The organism is Streptomyces sp. NPDC096048, from assembly GCF_044763415.1.
In the GTDB taxonomy this organism is placed as follows: domain Bacteria; phylum Actinomycetota; class Actinomycetes; order Streptomycetales; family Streptomycetaceae; genus Streptomyces.
On record NZ_JBIWGG010000006.1, the window covers coordinates 111727 to 129695 of the forward strand.

Below are 17969 nucleotides of genomic sequence, written 5' to 3' on the forward strand. Positions count from 1 at the left end.
AGTCACTCCACGGCCCGCCCCGTCAGCGAACTGAGATTGCTGCGTACGGAGGCCATGTGGGCCTGGAGTTCGTCCCACCGCTCCCCGTGCTCGCGCAGCAACCGCTCGGTGTCGCGAGCGATCCGCTCCTGGCGCGCCCGGGCCTCGGCGACCACCTCGGCCGCCCGGTCCCGGGCCTCCTCCTGCATCCGTACGGCAGCCTTTTCGGCTTCGGCCAGAGCCTCCCCCGCCTCGCCCGCCTTCCGCTCGGCGCGGGCCACCAGCTCCGCGTGGTGCGCGTCCAGGGCGCGTGCCCGCTCGTCCTCCACCCGTTCCTCCGCGGCGCGCCGTTCGGCGAGCTCCCTGGCCTGCTCGGCAAGCAATCCGGTGGTTCGCTTCCGCATCTCGCGCAGCGCGGACAGTGCCTCTCCGCGTCCGGCCTTCACCTCGCGCCGGGCCTCGATCCGCGTCTCGTCGGCCTCCGCGCGCGCCGCCAGCAGCCGATGCCGGGCCCGTTCGTCGGCCTCGGCGCGTACGGCGTCGGCGTGCGCCTGCGCCGCCTCACGCACGCCGGCCGCGTGCGCCCGCGCGTCCGCCATCAGGGCCTCCGCCGCACCGCGCGCCCCCTGCCGTACGGCCTCGGCCTCCTCCTGGGCGAGCTGGAACAGGCGGCGGGCGCTCTCACCGAGCGCCTCGTAGTCCTGCGAGGTGAGCTGTGCGACCACATCCCGCAGGTCCTCCAGCTCCTCCTCCATCTCCCGGGCGAGCACGGTGAGCCGGGCGGCCCGTTCCCAGGCCGCGTCGCGCTCCTGGGAGAGTGCCTCGGCACACGCCTCCACCTGTTGGGGACGGTAGCCGCGCTCGCGCCCGCGTACGGTCACGAAGCCGTGGGGAGGTGCCGATGCGCTGCTCATGCTCATCACCCCTGTGGTGAACCTGCCGCACTAAATGGACTTACCCGACTTTATGGACCGTTCGTAAGCCCTCATAATGCGACACACCGCATGCAAACGGGCGGGGCCCGGTCGCCTCACAGGTCGACCGGGCCCCGCCCGTCGGGTACGTCAGGGGTACGTCAGCGGCGTGGGCGCCTCACAGCAACCCGTCCCACATCTGCTCCAGCAGCACCGACCACCAGCTCTCCGGCGAGCCGAGCGCCGCCGGGTCCAGCGCGGCCAGCTGCGCCTGGAAGTCCACCGTCCAGCGGCCCGCCTGCTCCTGGTTCAGACCGAACCTGAGCCGCCACATCCGGCCCAGCAGCGCCAGGCAGCGCGCGAACTCCGGCAGCCCCGAGTTCACGAACTGCGGCGGCACGGGCGCACCGCCCGGCCCCGCCTCCACCGGCACCGCCACGATGGCCGCCGTGCCGTACTGCACACAGATCGCCCGGCCGAAGTCACTGCCGACGACGAGGTACGAACCCGCGTCCGAGGCCGGCTGCACCCCTCGCTCGGCCGCCAGCTCCGCCAGCGTCGGCACCGGACGCCCGGGCTGGGCCTGGGCCCAGAAGAACGGGCCCATGTCCATCGGCAGACCCGCCGCCACCAGCGTGTGCGCCACGACCGGCGGCACACCCTGCCGGGAGACCGCGGCCTGCTCGAACCGGAAGACACCCGGCCCGAACGCGCCGCCCAGCTCCTGCCCGATGACCTCCGGCGGAACCGGCGGCACCGGCTGCACGTGCGGCAGCGGCGCGCGTACCGGCGCCGGACGGGCCGGCCCGTCGGCCACCTGGTGCAGCTCGCCCTGGTGCTCCAGCAGTTGCCGCATGCCCTGCTGCCGGCTCGCGTGGTCCGTGCCGTACGGCGCGATGGAGGTGATCCGCGCCTGCGGCCACTGCTCCCGGATCATCCGCGCGCAGTACGCGCCCGGCAGCTCGCACGACTCCAGCTCCGTGTGCAGCTCCAGCACCTGGTCCGGCGGCACGTTCATGGCACGCAACTCGTGGAAGATCTGCCACTCCGGGTGCGGCGTACCCGGCGCCGAACGCCGGATCAGCTGCTGCTCGGAACCGTCCTGCGCGCGATAGCGCAGCACGGCCTGGTAACCGGGACCGACGGTCGGCAGACCGGCGGGCTGCTGCGGATAGCCGTACGCCGGCGGCTGACCGGGGACGGGGCCGCCAGGCGGCGGCACGGCACCCGGCGCACCGGGGGCGCCGGGCGGCATGGGCTGCGCGGCACCCGGGCCACCGGGGACGCCAGGTCCGCCGGGACCACCGGCCGCACCGGGCACGCCCGGAGCACCCGGAGGCGGTGGAGGCGCGCCGGGGCCACTCACCGGGGGTGCGGCCAGCACGGTCTGCGCGTGGTGCACGGCACCACCCGCGCCAGCCGAGGAACCCTGCGGGCCGGGCCCGCCCGGAACTCCGGGCGCGCCAGGGGCGGCAGGGGGCGGCGGCGTACGCGGACCACCGGACGCGCCCGGTACGCCAGGAGGCGCGGGAGGCGCGGGAGGACCGGGCGGACCGGGTGGCTGGGACGCACCGCTACCCGTCCGGCCCGGGTCGGCCAGCATCGTGGCGGCATGGTGCATCCCGCCCGGGGGCGTCCCACCGGGGGCGCTCGGCGGAGGCGGCGTACCCGGCATGCCGGGGGCACCCTGACCGGCCGGAGGCTGCGGCGCGTTCGGCGGAGGCGGCGTACCCGGGCCGCCCGGACCACCCGGGCCGCCCGGACCACCCGGGCCGCCCGGGCCCTCGGGGCCGAGCGACGACACCATCTGCGTCGGCACGTAACCGCCCGCGGGCGCACCCGGCGTACCCGGCGTGTGGGGCGGGGGCGTACTCCCCGGTCGCGCGCCCGGCGCACCCGGGGCTCCCGGCGGAGGCGGCGTGGTCGAACCACCGCCACGGCGCGGCGGCGCCGCCTTGCTGGTCGCGGCGTCGGCGATCTCCCCGGCGTTCGGCGCGAGCGGCCGGGCCGGTGTGGCGGGCCCACCGGGACCGGCGGGCGGCTGCGGTGCGGCCGACGGCGCGGGCGGCGGTGTGCCCGCTTCCGCGGACGCGGCCGACGCGTTCGGGTCGTCGATCGCCGGCGAGAGCGCCGTAGGCGGAAGCCCGCTGCCGCCCGACATCAACGCCGTCTTGGCGTCCGGCGTCGCCGCGGGCGGCGGCGTGTCGTCGTCGGCACCGCTCAGCGGCGGCGCGAACACGGTCTCGGGCAGCGGTACGGAACGGTCCTCACCGACGTCCGCGTTGGTGTCCGTCCCCGCCCAGGGCGTCGCCCCGGCAGGCGCACCCGGCACCCCGGACGCACCCGCGCCCGTCCCGGAGCCACCGGCGCCACTCGCCCCGGCGGCCGGCCACGCCGCGCCACTCCCCTGCGCGGCCGCGGGAGCGGCAGGGGCCGACGGCACCCCGGCCTGCGTCTCGGGAAGCGCCCCGGCTCCAGCCCCGGCCGAAGCCCCATCCCCGCTACCGGCACCGGCACCGGCACCGGCCACGACACCAGCACCGGTCCCGCTGGACCCGCCGCCGGTGTCGTGGTCCCCCCGCCGACGGTCCGGGATACCCAGCTTGTCCGCCGCCTCCTGCAACCACTCCGGTGGACTCAGCAGGAACGACGTCTGGTTCAGGTCCACCCGCGCCGCGGGCGCCTGCGCCGGCTCCGCGGCCTCGTCGGGACGGCCGTACTCCTCCTCGTACCGGCGGATCACCTCACCCACCGGCAGCGCGGGCCACAACGTCGCCTCGCCGCTGTCCCGGGCGATCACCAGCCGCTGCGCGCCGCCGTCCGAACGCGGCCCGTCCGCACGGTCCTCGGCCCACACCACGAACCCGAGGTCGAACTCCCGCACCCGCACCTCACGGTGCTGGTACGCCGGCAGCTCGCCGTTGACCCACTCCTCCGCGCGCTCCTGCGCCTGCGCGAACGTCACCATCGTCAGCTCACTCCCCTACAGACGCCGACGTCACGGGCACCGCACGCGCGAAACCGCCGTCCACCATCAGGTTCGCCACCGTCTCCAGCTCCGGCGGGGACCCCGCCAGCCGCGACAGGAACGCGTCGAAGTCCTCACCGCACGGCAGCAGCAGCCGCGCCACCCGATCCGCCGGCGGCACCGAGGGGTCCACGTCCCGCACATCGTCATAGGCGCAGAACCACACGGAACCGAGCCGCTCGCCCTTCACCTTCACGGCGAGCAGACCGCCCTGGACGAACGCGACACCCAGATAGTCTTTGGTCAGGTGGTCCCGCAGACACTTGTTGACATAGACAAGGTCGTTGACCGCCGCCTCCTCACGCACCGTGAAGAACGGCTGGTCGACCAGCAGGCCCAACTCGGCGTCGAGCGCCGTGCCCACCGGCGCGCAGCCACCCGCCGCCTTCAGGAACGAGCGGTAAGGGCCCGGCAGCCGGTAGCCGAGGTCCTCCTCGACGCCCTGCACCTGCTGCTCCGACACGGCGACACCCGACTTCGGCAGACCGAAATGCGCCGGACGCGTCTCCTGGAGGGGCCGCGTCCCGCGCTTCCCCTGATCCACCGCCGCCGTCGCGATCCCGCCGTGGTGGCGCAGCAGCGCCTTCACCTCGACCGGGACCAGCTCCATCCGCCGCGACCCGGCCACGTGGTGCCACGTCCAGCCGTGCGGCGTCGCCACCGCCGGCACCGTGTCCCACAGCTCGTGCCCCGACGCCGACAGCGCGGCGTTCGCCGACACGTAGTCCGTCAGCCGCAGCTCGTCGACCCCGAAACCCTCCGGCGGGTCCGCGATCTCCGCCACCGCGCGGGCGTACGGCGAGAAGACGGGGTAACCGCCCTCGTCCACCCGTACCCCTCTCGGGTGACGTGCCGCCCGCACCGGATCCGGGAAATGTACGACCTGCCCGGCATAGGCCGCGTTCGGCGGCGCGGCGTGTCCCCCGTCCTGGCGGCCGGGAGGTGCCCCCAGCCCGAGCCGACCTGTCGTCATGGCGGTTGCCCCCTGCGGCGTCTGTCTGATCTGCGTCTGTCTGATCTGTCTGCACTGTCCGGTCACCGCACGCGATCGCGGTGCCGACAGCCTATGCGGTACGACGAGACCGGTCACCGGCACCGGACCCCGCACCCGACACCCGCCCCTCCGCTTCCGTGACCTGCCGTCACCCCTCTGTGACGGAACGCCCGTACCCGGGCGTGTCACCACGCCCCAGCTTCCGCAGCAGCCCCGGGATTTGGCACTCTGTGACCTTCGGGGGGATGCTCAGGAGGGGAAGACGATCATGAGTGCGACACAGACGGGACCGCACACCGGGCGGTCCGACGATCCCCGGGGCGGCGACCCCCGCATCGGCTGGAGCGCCGCCGAAGCCCTCCACGCCCCCACCCTCCAGCACCGCCGCGACGGCATACTCCCCACCGTCGCCGCCGCACTCTCCGTGCGCGGCACCACCCTCACGGGCACCGCCACCCGCGCCGACACGCCGCCCGCCCTGCACCACCTCGTACAGGACTTCCTCGACACCCTCACCAGTGGCCAACGCGACCGTTACACCGGCCGCTGCGCCGAGACCATCCTCATCTCCCGGCACCTGGCCACCGCGGACGCCGCCCGCAGCAAACGCGCGGCACGGAAGCCCATGACCAACGGCGAGGCCCGCAAGGCGCTCAAGCACGCCAAACTCACCACCCGCCGCATCCGCGAGGACGGCGACCCCCTGCACGGCAGCTTCGCCGCACCGTGCCGCGCCTGCACAGCCCTCAGCGCCCACTTCGGCGTCCGCATCGTCGACCCCACCGCGCACCACGACTGACCCGCCGACGCCGACGCCGACGACCGACCCGCGCCGCACCAGACGACCTAGACGAACCAAGGGCAGATGCAAGCCGACCGCACCTCCACCACCCGCTTCCCCGTCCCCGTCGACGCCGCCCTGCGCGACGCCGGCTGGCAACCAGGACGCTGGGACATCAAGCAGGCCGAGATCTGGGCCGACGCCCTGCGCGAGCACACCTCACCCGCCGGACACCGGCACACCGTCTTCCCCGCCGCGGTCGAGGCCTGGGCCGAATTCGGCGGCCTGCACATCGCCCCCACCGGGCCCGGCCGCCAGATCGCCCCCGCCACCCTGCACCTGGACCCCCTGCACGGCCTCCACATGGCCCGCACCCTCGGCGACCTCGGCCGCGCCCTCGACACCCAGACCTGCCCCCTCGGCACCGAGACCGACAGCCAGGCCCTCATCGCCATCGACACCGAAGGCCGCGTCTACGCCCTCGACCACACAGGCGACTGGTACCTCGGCCCCGACATCGACCAGGCCCTCGCCACCCTCGTCGCCGGCACCCAGCCGACCCGCCTCACCACGGGCTGACGGACCACCACGGGCCGACGGACCACCACCGGCCGACGGACCACTACGGGCCGACGGACCACCACCGGCCGACGGACCACCACCGGCCGACGGACCACTACGGGCCGACGGACCACCACCGGCCGACGGACCACCACGGGCCGACGGACCACTACGGGCCGACGGACCACCACCGGCCGACGGACCACCACGGGCCGGATCGCCACAGGCCGACAGGCGTCGCGGCCGGCCTCGCGGCTACGACGCCGGAATCACCGCCGACACCCGGAAACCCCCCGCGTCGGTCGGCCCCGACACGAACACGCCGCCCAGAGCGGCGACCCGCTCCTTCATCCCGACCAGCCCGTTGCCGCCCGACGGCAACCGCGCCGACGACGCCGACGACGCCTCCGGCGGCGGCTCGTTCTCCACCTGCATCGCGATCTCCGACACCCGATGCGCCAGCCGCACGTACGTCTTGGCACCCGCCGCGTGCTTGTGGACGTTCGTCAACGCCTCCTGCACCACCCGGAACGCCGTCGACTCCACCTCCGCCGCATACGACCGCCCCTTCCCCTCCACGGACAGGTCCACGACCATCCCGGCCGCCTCCGACTGCCCGATCAACTCGTCCAGCTCGGACAGAGTCGGCCCGTCGGCGGACCCCTCGCCGCCGTCCACGGCCCGTGAGGCCGCCGCCGCCGCGGCCACCCCCACCGCGGCCAACGGCACCGACGCCCGCTCGGCACGCCCGCCGTCCCCGCCGCTGCGCAGCACCCCGAGCATCTCCCGCAGCTCCGTCAGCGCCTGCCGCCCCATGTCCCCCACCAGCGCGGCGTTCTTCACCGCCTTCTCGGGATCCTTCCGCGCCACGGCCTGAAGCGCCGCCGCGTGCACCACCATCAGACTCACCCGGTGCGCGACCACGTCGTGCATCTCCCGCGCGATCCGCGTCCGCTCCTCGTTACGCGCCCACTGCGCGCGCTCCTCCGCACGCTCGGCGAGCAACTGAAGCTCCCGCTCCAGGCTGTCCGCCCGCTCCCGCAGGCTCTCCATCAACCGCCGCCGCGCGCCCACGTACATGCCCAGCAGCAGCGGCGGCGCGGTCATCCCCAGGGACGTCCCGATCGACGCGAACGGAAGGAACCAGTCCCCGAAATCGATGCCGTCCCGCGCCATGTCCTGCCGCAGGCGCACGAACGTCACGATCAACGTGCCCAGGAACGACATCCCGGCCAGCGACGCGATGATCCGCCGCGGCAACTCCGACGCCGCCAGCGTGTACAGGCCGACAACGCCCAGCAGGAAGCCCATCTCGGCCGGCGTGATGGCGATCCCCACCAGCACGACGGCGAGCGGCCACTTCCGCCGCACCACCAGCACCGAACCGGCCAGCAACCCGAAGACGACCCCCGCCGCCAACGGAATCCCGGCGTCCCGCGCGAACGGAACCCCTTCCACCGCGCACTCCAACGCGGACACGGCACCGAGGCTCACATCGAGCACCGCACCGCGCCGCCTGTCCCACCACCAAGGCCCACCCCGGGCCGGTCCGTGGTCTTCCCCCGTCGTGGTCATGCCCTCCAGCCTACGGGCGGGGGGCGGCACATTTCCGGTGACTTTCGACAAGCGATACGACGCGATATCCCTCGAACTGGTGAACCCCACGCCGTTCACCTCCGGAGGCGAAGATTCCGGCCGGACGGTATGCCCATGGCACATTCAGCGAACAAGTACGCGGACTTCGAGGGGCTGCGGGAGCGGGCGGTGGCGCTGCGGCGCGAAGGGCTCAGCCGACGCCAGATCCGCGACCGTCTGCACGTCGACACCGCGGGCGCGCACACGCGAGCGGCACAACCCCCGTACCAACCACAAGAACAGCAACGAGAACTACCGGGATTGCCTGCGCATCCACGTGCGCGGCGGAGCCGACTTGTACCGTCGCATCGAGGGCTGGTGGTACGGCATAGTAGGTCCTGCTCCCGCAGCCGATCTAATAAATCGGACATAGCGGTAATCCCGGGTCGTCTAAGGGCAAGACGTCAGATTTTGGTTCTGATCATGGGGGTTCGAGTCCTCCCCCGGGAGCATTTGCTTGGTTCGGGTCCTGACTGGCGCAAGCCGATGTCAGGGCCCGCACTCATGCCCCCCAAAAACCACCCCGGTATCCTGCGGATGTCCACCCCCACCCCCTCAAAGCCGAAGGGCATCCCGTGAGCGCCATTCGCCCGGCAGCCGTCGTCGTTCTCGCAGCGGGTGAGGGCACCCGTATGAAGTCGGCCACACCCAAGGTCCTGCACGAGCTGTGCGGCCGGTCCCTCGTCGGACACGTGCTCGCCGCCGCCGGTGAGCTGGACCCCGAGAACCTGGTCGCCGTCGTGGGACACGCCCGCGAGAAGGTCACCGCGCACCTCGCCGAGGTCGCCCCCGACGTACGCACCGCCGTGCAGGAGCAGCAGAACGGCACCGGGCACGCGGTGCGGATGGGCCTGGAGGCGCTGGGCGGCGCGGTCGACGGGACCGTGGTCGTGGTCTGCGGCGACACTCCGCTGCTCACCGGCGAGACGCTCCGGGCCCTCGCCGCCACCCACACCGCCGACGGGAACGCCGTGACCGTGCTGACGGCCGAGGTGCCGGACGCGACGGGGTACGGCCGGATCGTGCGGGACGGGGCCTCCGGTGCCGTCACCGCGATCGTGGAGCACAAGGACGCCTCCGAGTCGCAGCGGGCGATCCGTGAGATCAACTCGGGTGTCTTCGCCTTCGACGGGCAGCTGCTCGCCGACGCGCTCGGCAAGGTGCGGACGGACAACAGCCAGGGCGAGGAGTACCTCACCGACGTCCTCGGCATCCTGCGCGAGGCCGGTCACCGGGTCGGCGCGTCCGTGGCCGGTGACCACCGGGAGATCGCCGGGATCAACAACCGCGTGCAGCTCGCCGAGGCCCGCCGGGCCCTGAACGACCGGCTGCTGACGCGGGCCATGCTGGCCGGCGTGACCGTCGTCGACCCGGCGACGACGTGGGTCGACGTGACGGTGACCTTCGAGCAGGACGTCGTCGTCCACCCGGGTACGCAGCTGCACGGCTCGACGCACCTCTCCGAGGGCTGCGAGGTCGGGCCCAACTCCCGCCTCGAGGACACCCGTGTCGGTGCGGGCGCTCGCGTGGACAACACGGTCTCCCTGGGTGCCGTGGTCGGTCCGGAGGCGACGGTGGGTCCGTACGCGTACCTGCGGCCCGGCACCCGGCTCGGGTCGAAGGCCAAGATCGGTACGTACGTCGAGACGAAGAACTCCTCGATCGGCGAGGGCACCAAGGTCCCGCACCTCTCCTATGTGGGTGACGCGACGATCGGCGAGTACACGAACATCGGTGCGGCGAGCGTGTTCGTGAACTACGACGGGGAGAGCAAGCACCACACGACCGTCGGCTCGCACTGCAAGACGGGTTCGGACAACATGTTTGTGGCTCCTGTCACGGTCGGGGACGGTGCCTACACCGCCGCCGGCTCGGTGATCACGAAGGATGTGCCGCCCGGTTCGCTGGCCGTGGCCCGTGGCCAGCAGCGGAATATCGAGGGTTGGGTGGCTCGTAAGCGTCCGGGGAGCGCGGCGGCGAAGGCGGCCGAGGCGGTGTCCCGGGAGGCCGGCGGCGAAGGCTGACCGGAAACCGGCACGCCTGACACGGCGTACCGTGATAAGTGCACATCCGCACCCCACCAGCTGAGACGCCCCCCGCGGCCAGTCGGGAGAGCGCCCGTGACGCTCAGCTGCGAAACCTCTGAGGAGACAGTGCTGTGACCGGGATCAAGACGACCGGCGAGAAGAAGCTGATGTTCTTCTCCGGCCGCGCCCACCCCGAGCTTGCCGAGGAGATCGCCCACCAGCTGGGTATCGGGGTCGTCCCGACGAAGGCCTTCGACTTCGCCAACGGCGAGATCTACGTGCGTTATCAGGAGTCGGCGCGTGGTGCGGACTGTTTCCTGATCCAGAGCCACACGGCCCCGATCAACAAGTGGGTCATGGAGCAGCTGATCATGATCGACGCGCTGAAGCGCGCGTCGGCCCGCTCCATCACCGTCATCGTGCCGTTCTACGGTTACGCGCGGCAGGACAAGAAGCACCGGGGGCGTGAACCGATCTCGGCGCGTCTGATCGCGGACCTGATGAAGACCGCGGGTGCGGACCGGATCCTGGCCGTGGATCTGCACACGGACCAGATCCAGGGCTTCTTCGACGGTCCGGTGGACCACCTGTTCGCGCTGCCGCTGCTGGCGGACTACGTGGGCGCGAAGGTGGACCGCTCGAAGCTGACGGTGGTCTCGCCGGACGCCGGCCGGGTGCGGGTGGCCGACCGCTGGTGCGACCGGCTGGGCGCGCCGCTGGCGATCGTGCACAAGCGCCGCGACAAGGACGTGGCGAACCAGGTCACGGTGCACGAGGTCGTCGGTGACGTGAAGGGCCGGATCTGCGTCCTGGTCGACGACATGATCGACACCGGTGGCACGATCTGCGCCGCGGCGGACGCGCTGTTCGCGCACGGTGCGGAGGACGTCATCGTGACGGCGACGCACGGTGTGCTGTCGGGTCCGGCCGCGGACCGGCTGAAGAACTCGAAGGTGAGCGAGTTCGTGTTCACCGACACGCTGCCGACGCCGAACGAGCTGGAGCTGGACAAGATCACGGTGCTCTCGATCGCGCCGACGATCGCGCGTGCGGTGCGTGAGGTGTTCGAGGACGGTTCGGTGACGAGCCTGTTCGACGAGCAGTGAGCGTCGTGCAGTAACCGTCGTGCAGTAACCGTTCTGCAGGGCATCGCCCCTGATCGTTTTGGGTACGGCCTTCCTCTCCGAGTAGACTGCTGAAGTTGCTCGGCGAGGGAGGCCGTACGCGTTCGTGTACGGCGGTCCGTTATCGACGCGCTCTTCGTAGCAGGCCGTTCGTGGCCGGGTGACCACGTCCGTTTCTACCTCTACGAGGAGTGACCATGTCCGAGGTGAAGATCTCCGCCACGACGCGCAGCGAGTTCGGCAAGGGTGCCGCCCGCCGTATCCGTCGTGACAACAAGGTTCCCGGTGTTCTGTACGGCCACGGCTCCGACCCGCTGCACCTGACGCTGCCGGGCCACGACCTGCTGCTGGCGCTGCGTACGCCGAACGTCCTGATCGCGCTGGACATCGACGGCAAGAGCAACGAGCTGGCCATCCCGAAGTCCGTGCAGCGTGACCCGATCAAGGGCTTCCTGGAGCACGTCGACCTGCAGCTCGTGCAGCGCGGCGAGACGGTCAGCGTCGAGATCTACGTGCAGACCGAGGGCGAGCTGGCGCCGGGCGGCAACCTGCTGGAGCACGTTCTGAACGCGCTGCCGGTCGAGGCCGAGGCCACGCACATCCCGGAGTCGGTCACCGTCTCCGTCGAGGGCCTGGAGGCCGGTGCCTCCATCCTGGCCAAGGACATCCCGCTCCCGGCCGGCACCAAGCTGGCCGTCGAGGAGGACACGGTCGTCCTCCAGGTGCTGGCCGCGCAGGCCGAGGAGGCCCCCGCCGAGGGTGAGGGCGACGAGGCCGCCGAGGCCTGATCCTCGCTACGGTCTTCTTTCGTCGGCCGCTGTTCCCGTGCGGGGCAGCGGCCGACGCGCATGTGTGGACGGGTATGCAGGACACGAAGGATACGAAGGAGACACCGACGTGACGACGGACGCGGGTGCGCCCTGGCTGGTGGCCGGTCTCGGCAATCCGGGCCCTGAGTACGCCTCGAACCGGCACAACGTCGGTTTCATGGTGGCGGATCTGCTGGCGGAGCGGATCGGGGCACGGTTCAAGCGGCACGGCAAGGCGCAGGCGCAGGTGGTCGAGGGGCGGATCGGGCCGCCGGGGCCGGCCAACCGGCGGGTGATCCTGGCGAAGCCGATGTCGTTCATGAACGTGTCGGGCGGGCCGGTGACGGCGTTGCGGGACTTCTACAAGGTGCCGGTCGGCAACATCGTGGCGGTCCACGACGAGCTGGACATCGACTACGGCGTCCTGCGGCTGAAGCTGGGCGGCGGGGACAACGGGCACAACGGACTGAAGTCGATCACGAAGGCGCTGGGTCCGGAGTACCACCGGGTGCGGTTCGGGATCGGGCGGCCGCCGGGGCGGATGCAGGTGGCGGACTTCGTGCTGCGCGACTTCTCGTCCACGGAGCGCAAGGAGCTGGACTACTTCGTGGACCGGGCGGCGGACGCGGTCGAGGCTCTGGTGATCGAGGGGCTGGAGCGGGCGCAGAGCGCGTACAACTCCTGACGGTGCTGTTTCCGACGGGTGACTCCGGACTTGTCCGTCGATGGTGCGCGGGCGAGTTGACCGAGCGCACAGGTATGGCCAATGATCCCGGCCATGCCTGCCTCAGCCGCCACCGCTGCCCGCCCCCGTCAGGCCTCGCGCGCCGTGCTGCGGTTCGGCCGGTTCGCCGCGATGGGCACGGTCACGGCGTTGATCCTGATCGCGGGTGTGTGGGCGTCCTGGGGTACGGCGCAGCACGTGCTGCTGACCAAGGGGCGGGAGCAGGGCACGGTCGAGGTGACGCGGTGCGGCGGGGGCTCGTGCAGTGGGCCGTACTCGCCGGTGTCGGCGGGGTCGCAGGCGCGGGAGCGGGTCGTCATCGAGGATTCGGTCGCCGTGGCGAAGGGGCGGACGTACTCCGTGGTGATGAAGCCCGGCGGTGACGACGTGGTGCGCTCGGGTCCGGCGGGGGTGCTGTACGCGTGGGTGCCGTTGGGCGGTGCGCTGCTGCTGGCGTCGGTGGTGGTGGCGGGCGGCCTGCGGCGGACCCGGGCGGGGTGGGTGCTGGCCGGGGCGGGCGTGGCCTTGCTGACGGCGGCGTTCGTGGCGGTGTGAGGCCCCCGCGCGGACTTACGTGCCGACGTACGTGACGGTGCCCCCGTGCTCCAGGTGAGCGCGGGGGCACCGTCGTGCGTGCGGGGTGCGGGTCAGCCGGTGTTGCGCAGGCCCGCGGCGACGCCGTTGACCGTGAGGAGCAGGGCCCGGGCGAGGAGCGGGTCGGCTTCCTCGCCCGCGGCGGCGGCTTCGCGCTGACGGCCGAGGAGGGCGACCTGGAGGTAGGAGATGGGGTCGAGGTAGGCGTCGCGGATGGTGAACGTCTGCTTGAGCACCGGGTCGGCGTCCAGCAGTTCGTCCTCGCCGGTGACGCGCAGGACCTCGGCGACGGTGAGCTCGTGCTCGGCCTTGATCCGGTCGAAGACGTGCTTGAGCTCGTCCGGGACCAGGGTGTCGACGTAGTGCTGGGCGATGCGCAGGTCGGTCTTGGCGAGGGTCATCTCGACGTTGGAGACGAAGTTGCGGAAGAAGTGCCACTGCTGGTGCATCTCGTCCAGGACGGTGTCCAGGCCGGCCTCGCGCAGGGCCTTGAGGCCGGAGCCGACGCCGTACCAGCCGGGGACGATCTGCCGGGACTGGGTCCAGCCGAACACCCACGGGATGGCGCGCAGTCCGTCGAGCGAGACGCCCGAGCCGGGGCGGCGGGAGGGCCGCGAGCCCAGGTGCAGGTCGGCCAGCTGGTCGACCGGTGTGGACGCCAGGAAGTAGGTGGGCAGGTCGGGGTCCTCGACGAGTTCGCGGTAGGCGGCGTGGGCGGCGTCGGAGACCACGTCCATCGCGGCGTCCCAGCGGGCCAGGGCCTCGTCGGACTGGCGGGGGGCGGTGTGCAGGGCGGACGCCTGGAGCGTGGCGGCGACCGTCAGCTCCAGGTTCTCCCTGGCCAGAGAGGGGATGAGGTACTTGTCGGAGATGACCTCGCCCTGCTCGGTGACCTTGATCTCGCCCTCCAGGGTGCCCCAGGGCTGGGCGAGGATGGCGTCGTGCGAGGGGCCGCCGCCGCGGCCGACGGTGCCGCCGCGGCCGTGGAAGAGACGCAGGCGGACGCCGTAGCGGTGGGCGACGTCGCGCAGGCGGCGCTGGGCGCGGTGGATCTCCCACTGCGAGGTGGTGATGCCGCCGAACTTGGAGGAGTCGGAGTAGCCGAGCATGACCTCCTGGACGTCGCCGCGCAGGGCGACCAGACGCCGGTAGGAGGGGTCGGCGAGCAGGTCCTCCAGGATGGTGTCGGCGGCCTTCAGCTCGTCCGTGGTCTCCAGGAGCGGCACGATGCCGATCTTGGCCCAGCCGGCGTGCAGGTCGATGAGACCGGCCTCCCGCGCCAGCACCGCCGCCGCGAAGACGTCGTCGGCGCCCTGGCACATGGAGATGATGTAGGACTCGATGACCTCGGGGCCGAAGACCTCCAGGGCGCGCTTGACGGTCTGGAAGACGCCGAGGGTCTTCTCGCCGGCGGCGTCGACGGGCGCCGGGCTGGGCGCCAGCGGACGCCGGGACCGCAGCTCCTTGGCGAGGAGCTTGGCGCGGTACTCGCGGGGCATGTCGGCGTAGCGCCAGGACTCCTCGCCGAGCCGGTCGAAGAGCTGGCCGAGGGCGTGGTGGTGGGCGTCGGCGTGCTCGCGGACGTCCATGGTGGCGAGCTGGAGGCCGAAGGCGGCCAGCGTGCGGATGGTGCGGGCGAGGCGGCCGTCGGCGAAGAGGCTGCCGCGGTGCTCGCGCAGGGAGGTCTGGACGAGCCGCAGGTCGTCCAGGAGCTGTGCGGTGCCGAGGTAGTCGCGGCCCTCCTCGTGGGGGGTGCCCTTGGCGAGGCGCTGCTTGGTGTTCTCCAGCTTCTGCCGGATGCAGGTGGCCTTGAGCCGGTAGGGCTCCTCGGCGTTGAGGCGCTTGTAGCGGGGGCTGATCTCGGGCAGCCGCTCCAGGTCGGCGTGGAGGGACTCCAGGAGCTCCTCGGTGGCGCCGGCGTAGCGGATGGAGTTGGAGAGGAAGCCGCGCAGCTCGTCGATCATCTCCAGGGCGTCGTTGATGCCGTGTTCGTGCTGGAGGATGAGGACGTCCCAGGTGACCTGGGGGGTGACGTTGGGGTTGCCGTCGCGGTCGCCGCCGATCCAGGTGCCGAAGGTGAGCGGGCGGGTGTCGTCGGGGAGCTTGACGCCGGCCCGCTCCAGCTCCGCCGTCAGGTCCTCCAGGACGTCGCCGACGGCGCCCGCGTGCAGCTCGTCCAGGTAGTAGATGGCGTTGCGGGCCTCGTCGGCGGGCTCCGGACGGACCACGCGCAGCTCGTCGGTCTGCCACACCAGGTCGATGTTCTCGGCGAGGCGGATGTCGAGGCGGCGCCGGTCGGACTCGATGACCGGGGTGTCCAGGAGGGCGGCGATGCGGCGCAGCTTGTTGAGGACGGAGCGGCGGGCGGCCTCGGTGGGGTGCGCGGTGAAGACCGGCCGGACGTTGAGGTTGCGGACGGTGTCGCGCAGGTGCTCGGGGTCGGCATCCTTCAGGCGGTCGGCCGTACGGGCGAGCAGTCCGCCCTCGGCGGCGCGCTTGGCGCCCAGCTCGCGGCCTCGGTGCACCTGCTCGGTGACGTTGGCGAGGTGGAAGTAGGTGGAGAAGGCGCGGACCAGCTTGGCGGCGGTCTCCAGTTCGGTGCCGCGCAGCAGCTCGGCGGCGGCCTCGCCGTCCTCTCGGGTGAGTCGGCGTACCTTCTCGACGAGTTCCAGCAGCTCGGGGCCTTCCTGCCGGACGAGGGTCTCTCCGAGGAGATCACCCAACCGGCGGATGTCGGCGCGCAACTCGCTGCTGGTCGTCGTGGTGGTCTGGTCGTCGGCACTGCTCACAGGTGCGGCTCCTTGCAGTGTTGAAGCTCGTCTGGGAGGGAACCCGAACGGCGTCTCGCGCGGCGGGCGCCGCTTACGGGCCGGACGTCCGGGAAGAATTCAGAGCGGACCGCGCTGTCCGACCGACTCCAGGATAGGTGTCGACCAGGACGCGCAGGCTCTCGGGCTCTTGCCGCGGGACGACGCGCTGCCATACTTACGTCGCCGTAGGTTACGGGACCGTAGGAAACGTGCATGGTTCCCGAGGCCCGGCACCGGACACAACCCTCGACCCCACAGGGGACGCGCATGACCACGAGTTCCGATGTGATCCCAGACGCTCCGCAGCCCTCCGACGACACCGCCGCCCCCTCCGCGACGCTGGGCGGTGAGCAGAAGCGGTCCCTCGAACAGATCACGCTGCTGCTGTTCATCACCGTCCCGTTCCTCGCGCTGGTGGCGGCGGTGCCGCTGGCGTGGGGGTGGGGCGTGAGCTGGCTGGACCTGGGCCTGCTGGTCTTCTTCTACTTCCTGGGCTGCCACGGCATCACCATCGGCTTCCACCGCCACTTCACCCATGGTTCCTTCAAGGCCAAGCGGCCGCTGAAGATCGCGTTGGCGATCGCCGGCTCGATGGCGGTCGAGGGGCCGCTGGTCCGCTGGGTGGCCGATCACCGCAAGCACCACAAGTTCTCCGACGACGAGGGCGACCCGCATTCGCCGTGGCGCTACGGCGAGACGGTGCCGGCCCTGATGAAGGGCCTGTGGTGGGCCCACATCGCATGGATGTTCGACGAGGAGCAGACGTCGCAGGAGAAGTACGCCCCGGACCTGATCAAGGACCCGGCGCTCCGCGCGATCTCGCGCCAGTTCGTCCTGTGGACGCTGCTGTCCCTGGCCCTTCCGGCGCTGATCGGCGGGCTGGTCACGATGTCCTGGTGGGGCGCGTTCACCGGGTTCTTCTGGGGTTCACTCGTCCGGGTGGCGTTGCTGCACCACGTGACGTGGTCGATCAACTCGATCTGCCACGCGGTCGGCAAGCGCCCGTTCAAGTCCCGGGACCGTTCGGGCAACGTGTGGTGGCTGGCGATCCTGTCCTGCGGTGAGTCCTGGCACAACCTGCACCACGCCGACCCGACCTCGGCGCGGCACGGGGTGATGCGCGGGCAGCTGGACTCTTCCGCCCGGCTGATCCGCTGGTTCGAGCAGTTCGGGTGGGCGTACGACGTGCGGTGGCCGTCACGCTCACGTATCGATTCCCGCCGGAACACGGACGAAGGCGGCTCCCGCCGCCGGAAGGAAACCGTCGAAGCGGCATGATGGGCGCCGTGGCGACCGACTCCAGCAGCACCCCGAGCAATGAGAACCCCCGGCGCGCACGTCGCACCCGGATGACAGGTGCCGAGCGCCGCCAGCAGTTGCTGGAGATCGGTCGCACCCTCTTCGCGGCGAAGGGATTCGAGGGCACGTCGGTGGAGGAGATCGCGGCGAAGGCCGGAGTGTCCAAACCGGTGGTGTACGAGCACTTCGGCGGCAAGGAGGGGCTGTACGCGGTGGTGGTGGACCGTGAGATGCGGCGGCTGCTGGACATGGTGACCAGCTCCCTGACCGCCGGCCACCCGCGCGAGCTGTGCGAGCAGGCCGCCTTCGCCCTCCTGGACTACATCGAGGAGTACACGGACGGCTTCCGCATCCTGGTCCGGGACTCCCCCATCCCGCAGTCCACGGGTTCCTTCGCCTCCCTCATCTCGGACATCGCCACCCAGGTGGAGGACATCCTGGGCCGCGAGTTCAAGAACCGCGGCTTCGACGCCAAGCTGGCCCCGCTGTACGCGCAGGCGCTGGTCGGCATGGTCGCGCTGACCGGGCAGTGGTGGCTGGACGTGCGCAAGCCGAAGAAGGCGGAGGTGGCGGCGCATCTGGTGAACCTGGCGTGGCACGGGCTGGACGGCCTGGAGCCGAAGCCGCGGCTGATAGGGCACCGCAAGAACTGAGCGCCGGCCGGCGGGGCGGCACGTCTCGTCGTCCGAC

14 protein-coding genes and 1 tRNA gene are annotated in these 17969 nt (G+C 71.9%); 10 read left to right on the forward strand and 5 right to left on the reverse strand.

The annotated features are described in order from the left end of the window. Window positions 1-2: 2 nt before the first annotated feature. The 3 genes from ACIQ6R_RS17635 to ACIQ6R_RS17645 form a co-directional block, all read right to left on the reverse strand. Window positions 3-893: a cellulose-binding protein gene (locus tag ACIQ6R_RS17635; RefSeq protein ID WP_404175474.1), complete on the reverse strand. Its 891-nt coding sequence runs from the start codon at window positions 891-893 to the stop codon at window positions 3-5. Window positions 894-1071: 178 nt separating this feature from the next. Continuing rightward, window positions 1072-3861 carry an SUKH-4 family immunity protein gene (locus ACIQ6R_RS17640; RefSeq protein WP_404222308.1) on the reverse strand — a complete coding sequence of 930 codons (2790 nt, stop codon included), beginning with the start codon at window positions 3859-3861 and terminating at the stop codon, window positions 1072-1074. Window positions 3862-3868: 7 nt separating this feature from the next. Next, on the reverse strand, window positions 3869-4894 hold the full coding sequence (locus ACIQ6R_RS17645) for an SMI1/KNR4 family protein (protein WP_404175480.1): 1026 nt from the start codon (window positions 4892-4894) through the stop codon (window positions 3869-3871). Between the two features lie 289 nt (window positions 4895-5183). Between ACIQ6R_RS17645 and ACIQ6R_RS17650 the strand changes: the two genes are divergently transcribed. Then, entirely contained in the window at window positions 5184-5714 is a 531-nt protein-coding gene (locus ACIQ6R_RS17650; RefSeq protein ID WP_404175483.1) for a YwqJ-related putative deaminase, read from the forward strand. A gap of 66 nt (window positions 5715-5780) precedes the next feature. Next, a complete protein-coding gene (locus ACIQ6R_RS17655; RefSeq protein ID WP_375909650.1) occupies window positions 5781-6275 on the forward strand; it encodes an SUKH-3 domain-containing protein in 495 nt (164 codons plus the stop codon). 237 nt (window positions 6276-6512) lie between these two features. Here the strand turns inward: ACIQ6R_RS17655 and ACIQ6R_RS17660 are convergent, their stop codons facing one another. After that, the gene (locus tag ACIQ6R_RS17660) at window positions 6513-7832 is read right to left on the reverse strand and encodes a sensor histidine kinase (protein ID WP_404176659.1); all 1320 of its coding nucleotides are present in this window, start codon (window positions 7830-7832) and stop codon (window positions 6513-6515) included. 439 nt (window positions 7833-8271) lie between these two features. Between ACIQ6R_RS17660 and ACIQ6R_RS17665 the strand changes: the two genes are divergently transcribed. The 6 genes from ACIQ6R_RS17665 (at window position 8272) to ACIQ6R_RS17690 (ending at window position 13131) form a co-directional block, all read left to right on the forward strand. Continuing rightward, a tRNA-Gln gene (locus ACIQ6R_RS17665) sits at window positions 8272-8342 on the forward strand. 125 nt (window positions 8343-8467) lie between these two features. Next, complete coding sequence (gene glmU / locus ACIQ6R_RS17670; protein WP_404175489.1) at window positions 8468-9916, forward strand: bifunctional UDP-N-acetylglucosamine diphosphorylase/glucosamine-1-phosphate N-acetyltransferase GlmU; 1449 nt, start codon at window positions 8468-8470, stop codon at window positions 9914-9916. A 134-nt stretch (window positions 9917-10050) separates the two neighbouring features. Continuing rightward, entirely contained in the window at window positions 10051-11025 is a 975-nt protein-coding gene (locus ACIQ6R_RS17675) for a ribose-phosphate diphosphokinase (RefSeq protein WP_125494724.1), read from the forward strand. 215 nt (window positions 11026-11240) lie between these two features. Then, window positions 11241-11831, forward strand: coding sequence for a 50S ribosomal protein L25/general stress protein Ctc (locus ACIQ6R_RS17680; protein WP_404175493.1), 591 nt, complete (start codon window positions 11241-11243; stop codon window positions 11829-11831). Window positions 11832-11940: 109 nt separating this feature from the next. Beyond that, entirely contained in the window at window positions 11941-12537 is a 597-nt protein-coding gene (gene pth / locus ACIQ6R_RS17685) for an aminoacyl-tRNA hydrolase (protein WP_404175496.1), read from the forward strand. An 81-nt stretch (window positions 12538-12618) separates the two neighbouring features. Beyond that, window positions 12619-13131 (forward strand): hypothetical protein, encoded by a 513-nt coding sequence (locus ACIQ6R_RS17690; protein ID WP_404175499.1) that lies wholly within the window; start codon window positions 12619-12621, stop codon window positions 13129-13131. Between the two features lie 92 nt (window positions 13132-13223). Here the strand turns inward: ACIQ6R_RS17690 and ppc are convergent, their stop codons facing one another. Further along, entirely contained in the window at window positions 13224-15959 is a 2736-nt protein-coding gene (gene ppc / locus ACIQ6R_RS17695) for a phosphoenolpyruvate carboxylase (protein WP_404222311.1), read from the reverse strand. A 288-nt stretch (window positions 15960-16247) separates the two neighbouring features. On the opposite strand from ppc, the gene ACIQ6R_RS17700 reads away from it, so the two are divergent. Together ACIQ6R_RS17700 and ACIQ6R_RS17705 are read left to right on the forward strand one after the other, a co-directional pair. Next, window positions 16248-17258, forward strand: a complete 1011-nt coding sequence (locus tag ACIQ6R_RS17700) for an acyl-CoA desaturase (RefSeq protein WP_404175505.1) — start codon at window positions 16248-16250, stop codon at window positions 17256-17258. After that, window positions 17255-17932: a TetR family transcriptional regulator gene (locus ACIQ6R_RS17705; protein WP_404222313.1), complete on the forward strand. Its 678-nt coding sequence runs from the start codon at window positions 17255-17257 to the stop codon at window positions 17930-17932. The genes ACIQ6R_RS17700 and ACIQ6R_RS17705 overlap by 4 nt, the downstream gene beginning before the upstream one ends. Window positions 17933-17969: the final 37 nt, after the last annotated feature.